This is a genomic window from Streptomyces sp. NA02950, assembly GCF_013364155.1.
GTDB lineage: Bacteria > Actinomycetota > Actinomycetes > Streptomycetales > Streptomycetaceae > Streptomyces.
In genome coordinates this window covers 6,435,429-6,447,346 of the sequence record NZ_CP054916.1, presented here as the reverse complement: position 1 = coordinate 6,447,346, position 11,918 = coordinate 6,435,429, and the positions used below count along the sequence as shown (strand labels likewise).

11 protein-coding genes are annotated in these 11,918 nt (G+C 71.9%); 7 read left to right on the top strand and 4 right to left on the bottom strand.

What is annotated here, in order from left to right:
• Entirely contained in the window at positions 1-669 is a 669-nt protein-coding gene (locus HUT19_RS28260; protein ID WP_176187398.1) for a pirin family protein, read from the bottom strand.
• A gap of 146 nt (positions 670-815) precedes the next feature.
• Here HUT19_RS28260 and HUT19_RS28255 point away from each other — a divergent pair, with 146 nt between their 5' ends.
• From HUT19_RS28255 to fabF, 5 genes are all read left to right on the top strand, one after another.
• Positions 816-2,000: a CdaR family transcriptional regulator gene (locus HUT19_RS28255; protein WP_176183149.1), complete on the top strand. Its 1,185-nt coding sequence runs from the start codon at positions 816-818 to the stop codon at positions 1,998-2,000.
• An 89-nt stretch (positions 2,001-2,089) separates the two neighbouring features.
• Positions 2,090-3,085, top strand: coding sequence for an ACP S-malonyltransferase (locus HUT19_RS28250; RefSeq protein WP_176183148.1), 996 nt, complete (start codon positions 2,090-2,092; stop codon positions 3,083-3,085).
• Positions 3,082-4,092 carry a ketoacyl-ACP synthase III gene (locus HUT19_RS28245; RefSeq protein ID WP_176183147.1) on the top strand — a complete coding sequence of 337 codons (1,011 nt, stop codon included), beginning with the start codon at positions 3,082-3,084 and terminating at the stop codon, positions 4,090-4,092. Before HUT19_RS28250 ends, HUT19_RS28245 begins: the two co-directional genes overlap by 4 nt.
• A gap of 83 nt (positions 4,093-4,175) precedes the next feature.
• Positions 4,176-4,424, top strand: a complete 249-nt coding sequence (locus HUT19_RS28240; RefSeq protein ID WP_176183146.1) for an acyl carrier protein — start codon at positions 4,176-4,178, stop codon at positions 4,422-4,424.
• Positions 4,425-4,492: 68 nt separating this feature from the next.
• Positions 4,493-5,755, top strand: coding sequence for a beta-ketoacyl-ACP synthase II (fabF, locus tag HUT19_RS28235; RefSeq protein WP_176183145.1), 1,263 nt, complete (start codon positions 4,493-4,495; stop codon positions 5,753-5,755).
• Between the two features lie 72 nt (positions 5,756-5,827).
• On the opposite strand, the gene HUT19_RS28230 is transcribed toward fabF, so the two are convergent.
• The gene (locus HUT19_RS28230; protein ID WP_176183144.1) at positions 5,828-6,721 is read right to left on the bottom strand and encodes an NAD(P)-dependent oxidoreductase; all 894 of its coding nucleotides are present in this window, start codon (positions 6,719-6,721) and stop codon (positions 5,828-5,830) included.
• A 27-nt stretch (positions 6,722-6,748) separates the two neighbouring features.
• Positions 6,749-7,243 (bottom strand): DUF3145 domain-containing protein, encoded by a 495-nt coding sequence (locus HUT19_RS28225; protein WP_176183143.1) that lies wholly within the window; start codon positions 7,241-7,243, stop codon positions 6,749-6,751.
• A gap of 371 nt (positions 7,244-7,614) precedes the next feature.
• On the opposite strand from HUT19_RS28225, the gene HUT19_RS28220 reads away from it, so the two are divergent.
• The gene (locus HUT19_RS28220) at positions 7,615-8,508 is read left to right on the top strand and encodes an SGNH/GDSL hydrolase family protein (RefSeq protein WP_254885829.1); all 894 of its coding nucleotides are present in this window, start codon (positions 7,615-7,617) and stop codon (positions 8,506-8,508) included.
• A 78-nt stretch (positions 8,509-8,586) separates the two neighbouring features.
• Here HUT19_RS28220 and HUT19_RS28215 read toward each other — a convergent pair whose 3' ends face one another.
• The gene (locus tag HUT19_RS28215; RefSeq protein ID WP_176183141.1) at positions 8,587-11,184 is read right to left on the bottom strand and encodes a glycoside hydrolase family 3 protein; all 2,598 of its coding nucleotides are present in this window, start codon (positions 11,182-11,184) and stop codon (positions 8,587-8,589) included.
• 73 nt (positions 11,185-11,257) lie between these two features.
• On the opposite strand from HUT19_RS28215, the gene HUT19_RS28210 reads away from it, so the two are divergent.
• Positions 11,258-11,881, top strand: coding sequence for a TetR/AcrR family transcriptional regulator (locus HUT19_RS28210; RefSeq protein WP_254885828.1), 624 nt, complete (start codon positions 11,258-11,260; stop codon positions 11,879-11,881).
• Positions 11,882-11,918: the final 37 nt, after the last annotated feature.

The following is an 11,918-nucleotide window of genomic DNA, read 5'->3' as shown; positions in this document are numbered from 1 at the left end:
TCAGCCGTACACCGGCTCCGCGTGCATCTCCCACACCAGCAGCTCCGCCGGGCCCTCGGCCCGCGCCACCAACCCGTGGGCATCCCGCAGCCGGGCCGCGTCGCCCGCGCCCAGCGTCTCGTCCCCGATCCGCACCGCGCCGCGCACCCCGTGGACGTAACTCCAGGGCGCCTCCGGCAGCGCGGTGCGCTCACCGTCCCCGAGCCGCCGCACATGCAGCACCGCCTCGGTGCGCTCCAGCGCGTACGGGGTGCCGTCGGCGATACCGCGCACCACCTCGTACCCGGGCTCGGCCGGGGCGACGGGGCCGGGCACCAGCCACATCTGTACGAAGACCAGGGATTCCGCGCCCGCGTTCCGCTCGGTGTGACGCACCCCACTGCCCGCGCTGAGCCGCTGGACATCGCCGGGGCGCACCACGGTCCGGGCACCGGTGGAGTCCTCGTGGGTGAGCTCGCCCGCGACCACCCAGGTCACGATCTCCAGATCGCGGTGGGGGTGCTCGGCGAAGCCCGCGCCGGGCGCGAGACGCTCCTCGTTGCACGCCACGAGCAGCCCGAACCGCACATTGTCCGGGTCGTAGTGGCCGGAGAAGGAAAAGGCGTGGCGCGTCTCGATGCCGGCGCCGTCCCCGCCCGGATACCGTGCACCGGACCGCTGTATCCACATCACGCGGTCCACGGTAGTGCGCTCCCCTCCTCTCCCTCCTCTCCCTCCTCTCCCTCCTCTCCCTCCTCTCCCCTCCTCTCCCCTTTCTGCCTCCTCCGACCTCCCCGCCCCCCGCGTACGCCATCCGATAAGGCAGTCTTGTCCTCGTGCCTGAACCAGCCGCGAACCTCCCGCATCCCCACAGTGCCACCCTGCGCCGCCTGGAGAAGTCGTCCGGGAAGCTGGCCGCCGGCGCCATCGCGCGCATGGACGAACAGCTGCCGTGGTACCGGGCGATGCCGCCCGAGAACCGCTCCTGGATCGGTCTGGTGGCACAGGCGGGTATCGCGGCCTTCACCGAGTGGTTCCGGCATCCGGAGGCCCCACAGGCGATCAGCACCGATGTCTTCGGCACCGCCCCGCGCGAGCTGACCCGGGCGATCACCCTGCGGCAGACCGTGGAGATGGTGCGGACCACCATCGAGGTCATGGAGTCCGCGATCGACGACGTGGCGGCTCCGGGCGACGAGTCGGCGCTGCGCGAGGCGCTGCTGGTGTACGCGCGGGAGATCGCGTTCGCCACCGCCCAGGTGTACGCGCAGGCGGCCGAGGCGCGCGGCGCCTGGGACGCCCGGCTGGAGTCGCTGGTGGTCAACGCGGTGCTGTCGGGCGAGGCGGACGAGGGGGCGCTGTCCCGCGCCGCCGCCCTCGGCTGGAACGCGCCCGAGCATGTGTGCGTGGTGCTGGGCACCGCCCCGGACGGGGACAGCGAGCTGACCGTGGAGGCGATCCGGCGGGCCGCCCGGCACGCCAAGCTCCAGGTGCTCACCGGGGTGCTCGGCGACCGTCTGGTGGTGGTCGCGGGCGGTTCGGACAATCCGCTCCAGGCGGCGAAGGCACTGATCGGGCCGTACGCCCCGGGCCCGGTGGTGGCCGGTCCGGTGGTCTCCGACCTGCTGGCGGCGACCCGCTCGGCGGGGGCCGCCGCGGCGGGACTGAAGGCGTGCACCGCCTGGCCGGACGCCCCGCGGCCGGTGCTGGCGGACGATCTGCTGCCGGAGCGGGCGATGGCCGGGGATCCGGCCGCCCGTGAGCAGTTGGTGGAGGAGATCTACAGACCACTGGAGGAAGCGGGCTCCGCGCTGCTGGAGACGCTGAGTGTGTACCTGGAACAGGCCAGCAGCCTGGAGGGCGCGGCCCGGATGCTCTTCGTACACCCCAACACCGTCCGCTACCGGCTGCGACGTGTGACCGACGTCACCGGGTGGTCACCGTCCGACGTCAGGTCGGCGTTTACGCTGCGCATAGCCCTGATCCTGGGTCGGCTCGCCGATGGAGACATACTTTCCTGACCCTTTGTTGGAGTCCAACAATTCCCCTGACGGTTCTTCGTCCTTGTCCTCACGGGCGAGCCGGACCACCCACAAGAGAGAGTGTGAGAGTGCTCGTACTCGTCGCTCCCGGCCAGGGCGCTCAAAAGCCCGGCTTCCTGACCCCCTGGCTCGACCTCCCCGGTGTCACCGAACGTCTGACCTGGTGGTCGGCCGTTTCCGGCCTGGACTTGATCCACTACGGCACCAAGGCCGACGAGGAGGAGATCCGCGACACCGCGGTGGCCCAGCCGCTGCTGGTGGCCGCCGGTCTCGTCGCCGCCCACGCCCTGTTCTCCGACGGCGCCGGAGCCCCCTCCGGTCCGGCCGCCTCGGCGCACCGGCTGGGCGCCGCCGCGGGCCACAGCGTCGGTGAGATCACCGCCGCCGCGGTGTCCGGGGTGCTGACCGACGAGGCGGCCATGGTGCTGGTCCGCCGCCGTGGCCTGGCCATGGCGGACGCCGCGAGCCGCGCCGAGACCGGTATGGCCGCCATACTGGGTGGTGAGCAGGACGAGGTCGTCGCACACCTCGACAAGCACGGGCTGACCCCGGCCAATGTCAACGGCGCCGGGCAGATCGTGGCCGCGGGCACCGCCGAGCAGCTGGCGGCGCTGGCCGAGGACAAGCCGGAGGGCGTGCGCCGCGTCGTTCCGCTCAAGGTGGCCGGTGCCTTCCACACCGACCACATGACCCCGGCGGTCGCCACGCTCGAGGCCCTGGTCGCAGGTGTTCCGGTCGCCGACCCGCGCACCGCTTACGTCTCCAACCGCGACGGCAAGGTGGTGACCTCCGGTACCGAGGTGATCGAGCGGCTGGTCGCCCAGGTGTCCAACCCGGTCCGCTGGGACCTGTGCATGGGGACCTTCCAGGAGCTGGGTGTCACCGGGCTGATCGAGCTGGCCCCGGGCGGGACGCTCACCGGTATCGCCAAGCGCGCGCTGCCGGGCGTGGTGAACGTGCCGCTCAAGACGCCGGACGACCTCGACGCGGCCCGCGCGCTGATCGCCGAGCATGCCGACCCCGCCGCCGCCACACCGGCCGAACAGGAGCTCCGAGACGCATGACCGCGAAGATCAAGCCCAGTAAGGGCGCACCGTACGCGCGCATCCTCGGTGTCGGCGGCTACCGTCCGACCCGGGTGGTGCCGAACGAGGAGATCCTCAAGCACATCGACTCCTCGGACGAGTGGATCCGCAGCCGCTCGGGCATCGCCACCCGTCACTGGGCCGGACCGGACGAGACGGTCGCCCAGATGTCGGTCGAGGCGGGCGGCAAGGCCATCGCGGACGCGGGGCTGACGCCCGAGCAGATCGGCGCCGTGATCGTCTCGACGGTCTCGCACTTCAAGCAGACCCCGGCGGTCGCCACCGAGATCGCGCACCTGCTCGGCACCGGCAAGCCGGCCGCGTTCGACATCTCGGCGGGCTGTGCGGGCTTCGGCTACGGAGTGGCCCTGGCCAAGGGCATGGTCACCGACGGCACCGCGGAGCATGTGCTGATCATCGGCGTCGAGCGGCTGTCCGATCTGACCGATCTGGAGGACCGGGCCACGGCCTTCCTGTTCGGTGACGGCGCGGGCGCGGTGGTGGTCGGCCCGTCCAAGGAGCCCGCGATCGGCCCGACCGTCTGGGGCTCGGAGGGCGACAAGTCCGACACCATCAGCCAGACGCTGCCCTGGGATGTCTACCGCGAACGGAGCAGCGAGGAGGTACGTTTCCCCGCGCTCCGGCAGGAGGGCCAGGCGGTCTTCCGCTGGGCCGTGTACGAGATGGCCAAGGTCGCCCAGCAGGCCCTGGACGAGGCCGGGATCACCGCCGACGACCTCGACGCGTTCATCCCCCACCAGGCCAATCTGCGGATCATCGACTCGATGATCAAAACCCTCAAGCTGCCGGAGCACGTCACGGTCGCCCGTGACGTGGAGACCACCGGCAACACCTCGGCCGCCTCCATTCCGCTCGCCATGGAGCGGCTGTTGGCGACGGGGCAGGCGAAGAGCGGCGACACCGCGCTCGTCATCGGATTCGGAGCGGGTCTCGTCTACGCAGCGACGGTCGTTACCCTCCCTTAGGCTCCATAGTCCATATCCACGCAGCCCCGTACGACCGGGACGCTGCGCACCCAACCGCAACACACCGAAGAAGGAGCGCCGCAATGGCCGCCACTCAGGAAGAGATCCTCGAGGGTCTCGCCGAGATCGTCAACGAGATCGCCGGTATCCCGACCGAGGACGTCCTGCTGGACAAGTCCTTCACGGACGACCTGGACGTCGACTCGCTGTCCATGGTCGAGGTCGTCGTCGCCGCCGAAGAGCGCTTCGACGTCAAGATCCCGGACGACGACGTCAAGAACCTCAAGACCGTCGGCGACGCCGTCGACTACATCGTCAAGCACCAGGGCTGAGCCGAGGGCTCGTCGCCACCCATGCGGTGGCAGGTCCAGCACCCTCTACACGTGGAGTAAGAATTCCTGTGAACTCGACCAATCGCACCGTGGTCGTCACCGGTGTTGGTGCCACGACGCCGCTGGGTGGCGACACCTCGTCGACCTGGGAGGCCCTGCTCGCCGGTCGGTCCGGTGTCAGCCTCCTGGAGCAGGACTGGGCGGCCGATCTGCCGGTCCGGATCGCCGCGGGCATCGCGGTCGACCCGGCCACCGTCATCCCCCGGCCGCAGGCCCGCAAGCTGGACCGCTCGGCGCAGTTCGCGCTGATCGCGGCCCGTGAGGCCTGGGCGGACGCGGGCTTCACCGCCAAGGCGGGCGAGGACGGCTCGGTGGACCCCGACCGGCTGGGCGCGGTCGTCGCCTCCGGTATCGGCGGGGTCACCACCCTGCTCGACCAGTACGACGTGCTGCGGGAGAAGGGCGTCCGCAAGGTCTCCCCGCACACGGTGCCGATGCTGATGCCCAACGGCCCGGCGGCCAACGTGGGTCTGGAGGTCGGCGCCCGCGCCGGTGTCCACACCCCGGTCAGCGCCTGTGCGTCGGGTGCGGAGGCCATCGGCTACGCCATCGAGATGATCCGCACCGGCCGTGCCGATGTGGTCGTCGCCGGCGGCACCGAGGCGGCCATCCACCCGCTGCCCATCGCCGCGTTCGGCAACATGATGGCGATGTCCAAGAACAACGACGATCCGCAGGGTGCCTCCCGCCCCTACGACGTCGACCGCAACGGCTTCGTGCTCGGCGAGGGCGCCGGTGTGGTGGTCCTGGAGTCGGCTGAGCACGCCGCCCAGCGCGGCGCGCGGGTCTACGCCGAGGCCGTCGGACAGGGCATCTCGGCCGACGCCCACCACATCACCCAGCCGGAGCCGTCCGGCAACGGGATCGCGCACGCCCTCCAGAACCTGCTGGACGCCACCGACCTCAAGCCCGCCGAGATCGTGCACATCAACGCGCACGCGACCTCGACGCCGCAGGGCGATGTCGCCGAGATCAAGGCGCTGCGCAAGGTGTTCGGCCAGGACGTGGACCACATGGCGCTGTCCGCCACCAAGTCCATGACGGGCCATCTGCTCGGCGGCGCGGGCGGTGTGGAGACGGTCGCCAGTGTGCTGGCGCTGTACCACCGGATCGCCCCGCCGACGATCAACATCGACAACCTCGACCCCGAGGCGGACGCGGACGTCGTGCGCGGTGAGCCGCGGGCGCTTCCGGCGGGCACCATCGCGGCGCTGAACGACTCGTTCGGCTTCGGCGGACACAACGTGGTGCTGGCCTTCCGCACCGTCTGACGGCCACGTCGCTCACCTCACGGTGGCCCGCTGCCGGCTCCGGCCGGAAGCGGGCCACCGGTGTGCGGGGCCTCAGCCCCGGCCGTCGTCGAAGCTGGCGAAGTACGAGGCCGCCATGTCCTCGTCGCCGTGGCCCTGGGCGATGGCGCGCCGGAACCGCTCGGCGCCCGCGGCGGCCACGTCCAGCCGTACCCCGGCGCGCTCCCCGGCCGCCACGATCAGCCGGGCGTCCTTCTCCGCGGTCCTGGTCGCGAAGCTGGGTTCGAGGTCGCCGCTGAGCACCTGCCCCGCCTTGACCCGTAGATAGCCGTTGTCCAGCGGTCCGTCGGCGATGGCGTCGAAGAACCCCCGCGGATCCACACCCAGCCCCTTGGCGAGGGCGAGCGCCTCGGCCGCGCCGTGGGTGACGTTGAGCACCCAGCTGTTGATCACCAGCTTGAGCCGGGTGGCCGCGGCCTCCTCCCCGTTCTCGCCGACCCAGACCGTACGGCTGCCGATGGCGTCGAAAACCGGCCATACGGTGGAACGGACCGCGACCGGGCCCGCGGCGAGCACCAGCAGCTGTCCGCTCTCGGCGGGCTGTCTGGTGCCCAGCACCGGGGAGTCGACGAGCACGAGCTCCGTCTCGCGGGCGAAGGCGGCGAGGGCGTCAAGGCCGTCCAGTCCCGCGGTGGTGGCCTGGGCCCATACGGTGCCGGGGCGCAGCGCGTCCTGGGCCTGACGCATCGTCTCCAGTGCCGCCTGGCCGTCGTGCAGCATGGTGAGCACCACGTCGGCGCCGTCCACGGCCTCTGCGGGGGTGCCGGTGACGTGCGCGCCGTCGGCGGTGAGCGGCTCGGCCTTGGAGCGGGTGCGGTTCCACACGCGGGTGTCGAGTCCGGACCGGGCGAGGTTACGGGCCATGCCGGAGCCCATGATGCCGGTGCCGAGGACGGCGACGGAGCGTGCCGGGGGGATGTCGGTCATGACGCCACGCTAGGAGGTGGCGGGCGGTCAGACGACTTGGTGGAGCCAGCGGACGGGGGCGCCCTCACCCGCGTAGCGGAAGGGCTCGAGCTCGTCGTCCCAGGGCTTGCCGAGCAGTTTGGCGATCTCCCCCTCGAGTTCGCTCTCGCCGCGTGCGGAGCGGGCGAGGGCGGCGCGCAGCCGGTCCTCGGGGATGAGGATGTCGCCGTGCATACCGGTGACGGCGTGATAGATGCCCAGCTCGGGAGTGGAACTGTAGCGCTCGCCCTCGGCGGTGGCGCAGGGCTCGGCCGTCACCTCGAAGCGCAGCAGATGCCAGCCGCGCAGCGCGGAGGCCAGTTTGGAGGCCGTGCCGACCTGGCCCTGCCAGGAGAATTCCGCGCGCCAGGTGCCCGGCGCGGCGGGCTGCTTGATCCAGTCGAGCGTGACACGCACGCCGAGGACGCCCGCGACGGCCCACTCGACATGCGGGCACAGCGCGCGCGGAGCGGAGTGCACATACAGAACTCCACGTGTCGTCACCGGGACCTCCTGTGCGGTTCGAGGTGCGCCTTCCCCAGCGGCCTCATGCCCGTACCGGTCGTGCCCGGGACACCACGCGACATTCTGCCCTAGTGATCGCCTCCGCACCAGTCCCGACATTACCTTCAGTGAAATTTATCGTGCAGAATTCTCAAGAAAAGGGACAGGATGTGACGCGGCGTAAGGTGCCCGTACCGCACAGCGCCCTTCGACGTCGGCCGGAAGCGCATCTGTCACAAGAAAAAAGTACCGCGCGAGCCAGTCGGAGGAGTGACGTACCGTCGGTCCCGGAGAGGTATCACCCAACAGTCGGAGGGGGAACAGCCATGCGGGCCAGCGCGACACGCCGGAAGCGGTCGACCACCGCGTCCATGACCGGGCGTACGGCCGTGCGTCCGACCGCGCAGACCGCGGCGCGCGCCGGTGTCGCGCTGCTCACGACGGCCGCCGTACTCAGCGCCTCCGGCTGCTTCGGCGGCTCGGACAGCCCGTCCCGGCAGGGACCGTCCCGGGGCGGAAAGTCCCCGCACGCCAAACCCAAGATCGTCTGGAACACCAGCCCCGATTCCATCGCCTCGCTGGGCGACTCCATCAGCCGCGGTTTCGACGCCTGCTCCGTGCTCTCCGACTGCCCGGAGGTGTCCTGGTCCACCGGCAGCGATGTGGACAGCCTGGCCCAGCGGCTGCGCTCGGGCACCCGCAGCTGGAACTTCGCCAAGACCGGCGCGGTGATGGACGATCTGCCCGCGCAGGTCACGGCCGCCGCGGCCCGTAAGCCGGAGCTGGTGACCGTGATGATCGGCGCCAACGACGCCTGCCGGGCCTCGGTGTCCGACATGACCTCGCCGGAGGAGTTCCGCACCACCTTCACCTCGTCCCTCACCAAGCTGCGGCACGAGCTGCCGAAGACCCAGGTGTACGTGGCGAGCGTGCCCGATCTGAAGCGGCTGTGGTCGGAGGGGCGGAAGAACGTCCTGGGCAAGCAGATCTGGAAGCTGGGCATCTGCCCCTCGATGCTCAAGGACTCCGACGCCCTGGACGCGGCCTCGATGGACCGCCGGCGACAGGTGGCGAAGCGGGTGGACGCGTACAACAAGGTGCTGAAGGACGTCTGCGGCGGGGATCCGCTGTGCCGCTACGACCCGGCCGTGCACAACTACCGCTTCAGCACGCATGAGTTGAGCAAGTGGGACTGGTTCCACCCCAGCAAGGCCGGTCAGCAGCAGCTCGCCGCGATGGCCTACCGCCGCATCTCGGCGCCGTAGCCATGGGTACGGGCCGTGGATCCGGGGCGGGGCGGGGCGTCCCCTCCATGCCCCGCCCCGCGCCCCACGGCCCTCGCGTCAGCGGGCCGGTACCGGGACCGGGGCCGAGAGACGGCGGTCGGCGGCGCTGTGGGCCGCTTCCGCCGTGTAGGTGCCGGTGACCAGGCGCCAGGTGCCGCGGGCCTCGTCCCACACCTCCGCCGCGCGCCGCCGCAGCGGTACGGCCACCTCGGCCGTCTCCCCCGGCGCGGCGGCGACCGGCGCGAAGCCCGCGAGACGGCGCACCGGCCGTTCCTCGCGCCCGTCCTCCCCCTCGGGCACCGCGAGATAGATCTGCACCACCTCGCGGCCCGCCCGCGCGCCCGCGTTGCGGATCCGTACCGTCACCGTGCCGAGCACATCGTCCTCACCGCCCGGGACGAAGTCCATCGCCTCGTACGACCACTCGGTGTACCCGAGGCCATGGCCGAACCAGTACGCGGGGGCCGGGCCGGTGGCACCACGCCGCTCCCAGGCGCGGTGGCCGATGAACACGCCTTCCTCGTAGACGAGTTGGCCCTCGGTCGGCGCCACCTCGCGCACCGGTGCGTCCACCAGCCGCCGGGGCCAGGTCGTCGGCAGCCGGCCGGCCGGCTCCTCCGCGCCGAGCAGCACATCGGCGAGCGCGGCCCCCGCCTCCTGGCCCGGGAACCAGCTCAGCAGCACCGCGGCCACATCGTCCCGCCAGTCCATCTCCACCGGGGAGCCCGCGTTGACCACGACCACGGTGGGGGTGCCGGTGGCCGCCACCCGCCGCACCAGCTCGTCCTGACGGCCCGGCAGCCGCAGATCCCGGCGGTCGAACCCCTCGCTCTCGACGCTCTCGGTGGTGGCCACCACGACCACGGCGGTATCGGCGGCGGTGGCGGCGGCCACCGCCTCCTCCAGCAGCTCATCGGCGTCGCGCTCCGGGGCCCGGTGGATCAGGCTGAAGCACACGGCCCGCCAGAGCGAGCCCTCGGGCCGTACCACCGCACAGGTCAGACTGACCTCCACCGGTACGCCCGCGGTGAGTTCGACCCGACCGCGGCAGACCGGCGCGCCGAGGAACGCCTCGAAGGGGTCGTCCACCTCCACCGGCCGCTCCTCCCCTTCGAAGAGCACCTGTCCGTCCACCACCAGCCGCAGCCCGCCAAGACCCCGGGTGCCGAAGGAGTGGGCACCGGACTCGCGCGGGGTGAAGGTGCCCACGGTCTCGACGGTGTGCAGCTCCTCGTACGTCACTCCGTCGGGGAAGTCGTCGAGCCACTGCACCTGTCCGCCGGGCAGCCGGGACTCCCCCAGCACCCGCCCCTTCGCGTCCCGGACCACCGCGCGTAGTTCGAACCCCGCCCCGGCCGGGGCGAGTTCATCGGTGGGGTCGGCGCCGACGGCGTACGTCAGCGGCACCTCGGCGGGCAGGGCCGCGCGCAGCCCGTCGAGCGGCGAGACGATGTGCTCGGGGAAGACCAGCGCCGAGCCGCCGCCGAGCACCCGGGCATCGCGCGCCGCCGCGCCGATGAGCGCGAGGGAACGCACTTTGCAGGGGCCGGTCGTCTCCAGCGGCAGCACCGGCTCCCGGCCATCTGTGCCCCGCGTGCCCTGGTTGCGCAGCAGGACGAACGACCGGCGGGCGATCTCACGGGCGAGCGCGTCCCCGTCGACCGGACGGGGCCGGTCGGCCGGGGCGACGGCGGGCGCCGCGCCGTCGAGCGCGCCGACCCGGGCGGCCAGCGTCAGCACCCGGCGCACCGCGTCGTCGACGTCGGACTCCGGCACCCGCCCGTCGCGGACGGCGGCGGCCAGCGCCTCGCCGTAGACGGTCCGCGGACCGGGCATCGCCACGTCGAGGCCGCCGGTCAGCGCCCGTACGGTGTCGCGGGCGGCCATCCAGTCGGACACGATGAAACCGTCGAACCCCCACTCGCCGCGCAGCACATCGCGCTGCAACGCGCGGTGTTCGGTCATGGTGGCGCCGTTGACCCCGTTGTAGGCGGCCATGACGCCCCAGGGGCGGGCGTTCTTCACGATGGCCTCGAAGGGCGCGAGGTACAGCTCGCGCAGCGACCGCGCGTCCACCCGGTTGTCGACGGTGAAGCGCTCGGTCTCCGCGTCGTTGGCCACGAAGTGCTTGACGGTGGTGGCCACTCCGCCGTCCTGGACGCCCGCCACATAGCCGGTGCCGATCTCTCCGGTGAGGTACGGGTCCTCGCTGTACGCCTCGAAGTGGCGCCCGCCCAGAGGTGAGCGGTGCAGGTTCACGGTGGGTGCGAGCAGTACGTGGACCCCCTTGCGCCGCGCCTCCTGGGCGAGGAGGTGTCCCGCGCGACGGGCCAGCTCCGGGTCCCAGGTCGCCGCGAGCGCGGTGGGGCTGGGCAGGGCCACGGACGGGTCGTCGGCGGTCCAGTGCACACCGCGGACACCGATCGGGCCGTCGGACATCACCACGGAGCGGAGCCCGATGTGCGGGACGGCGGGCAGGGACCAGGAGTCCTGCCCGGAGAGCAGCCGGGCCTTGGTGTCGAGATCCAGCCTGCCGAGGGCCTTCTCCACGGCCGCGCGGGTGCTGGTGTCGGCGCTGTCGGCGCTGTCGGTGGTGACGGTGGTCGGATCTGCCACGGCTCGGCCTCCTCGTCGCGTTCGTGGACCGCACGCCATCCTGAACCCGATTCCCTGTAGACCGGTAGGTTCCGTTATCATTGCGTTATAGGCCGTGCCATACGGTGAGGGCATGGACAGGCTGATGGAGCGCGGCAGCGGGACCAGTCGCGGCGAGGAGCGGCGTGCGGAGATCGTCCGCTCCGCACTCGAGGTGATCGCCGAGCGCGGTTACCGGGGAGCCACGCTGGGCGCGGTGGCCGAGCGGGTGGGGCTGACCCAGCAGGGGCTGCTGCACTACTTCCCCACCAAGGAATCCCTGCTCATCGCGGTCCTCGAGGAACGCGACCAGTGGGACACCGGCTCCGCTCGGCGCGACGGCGCGGGTGCGTGGCCGCTGGCGCTGCTCAACTCGCTGGTGGAGTACAACGCGATGCGGCCCGGCATCGTCCAGACCTTCTCCGCGCTCCTCGGTGAGAGCGTCACCGGGGACCACCCGGCGCGTCCGTGCTTCACCCAGCGCTATGAGCGGGTGCGCGCCGATATGGCGGACACCCTGCGCGGGGAGTTCGGCGACCGGCTGCCGGGCGGGCAGACACCGGAGGAGGTGGCACCGCTGCTGGTGGCGGTGATGGACGGGTTGCAGTTCCAGTGGCTGCACGACCCGGAGGCGGTGGACATGCCCGCGGTCTTCCGGACGTTCGTCTCGCTGCTGGCGGCGCGCGGGGACGAGGGCGCGGGAGCGGAGGAGAGCTGAGGCGGGGCGGCCCCGTGCGGGCCGCCCCGCCGCCGGG

Coding starts and splice junctions, on each gene's coding strand:
- HUT19_RS28230 (WP_176183144.1), bottom strand. CDS start 6,721: ATGACCGACATCCCCCCGGCACGCTCCGTCGCCGTCCTCGGCACCGGC.
- HUT19_RS28210 (WP_254885828.1), top strand. CDS start 11,258: ATGGACAGGCTGATGGAGCGCGGCAGCGGGACCAGTCGCGGCGAGGAG.
- HUT19_RS28215 (WP_176183141.1), bottom strand. CDS start 11,184: ATGGCGTGCGGTCCACGAACGCGACGAGGAGGCCGAGCCGTGGCAGAT.
- HUT19_RS28245 (WP_176183147.1), top strand. CDS start 3,082: ATGACCGCGAAGATCAAGCCCAGTAAGGGCGCACCGTACGCGCGCATC.
- HUT19_RS28240 (WP_176183146.1), top strand. CDS start 4,176: ATGGCCGCCACTCAGGAAGAGATCCTCGAGGGTCTCGCCGAGATCGTC.
- HUT19_RS28260 (WP_176187398.1), bottom strand. CDS start 669: ATGTGGATACAGCGGTCCGGTGCACGGTATCCGGGCGGGGACGGCGCC.
- HUT19_RS28220 (WP_254885829.1), top strand. CDS start 7,615: ATGACCGGGCGTACGGCCGTGCGTCCGACCGCGCAGACCGCGGCGCGC.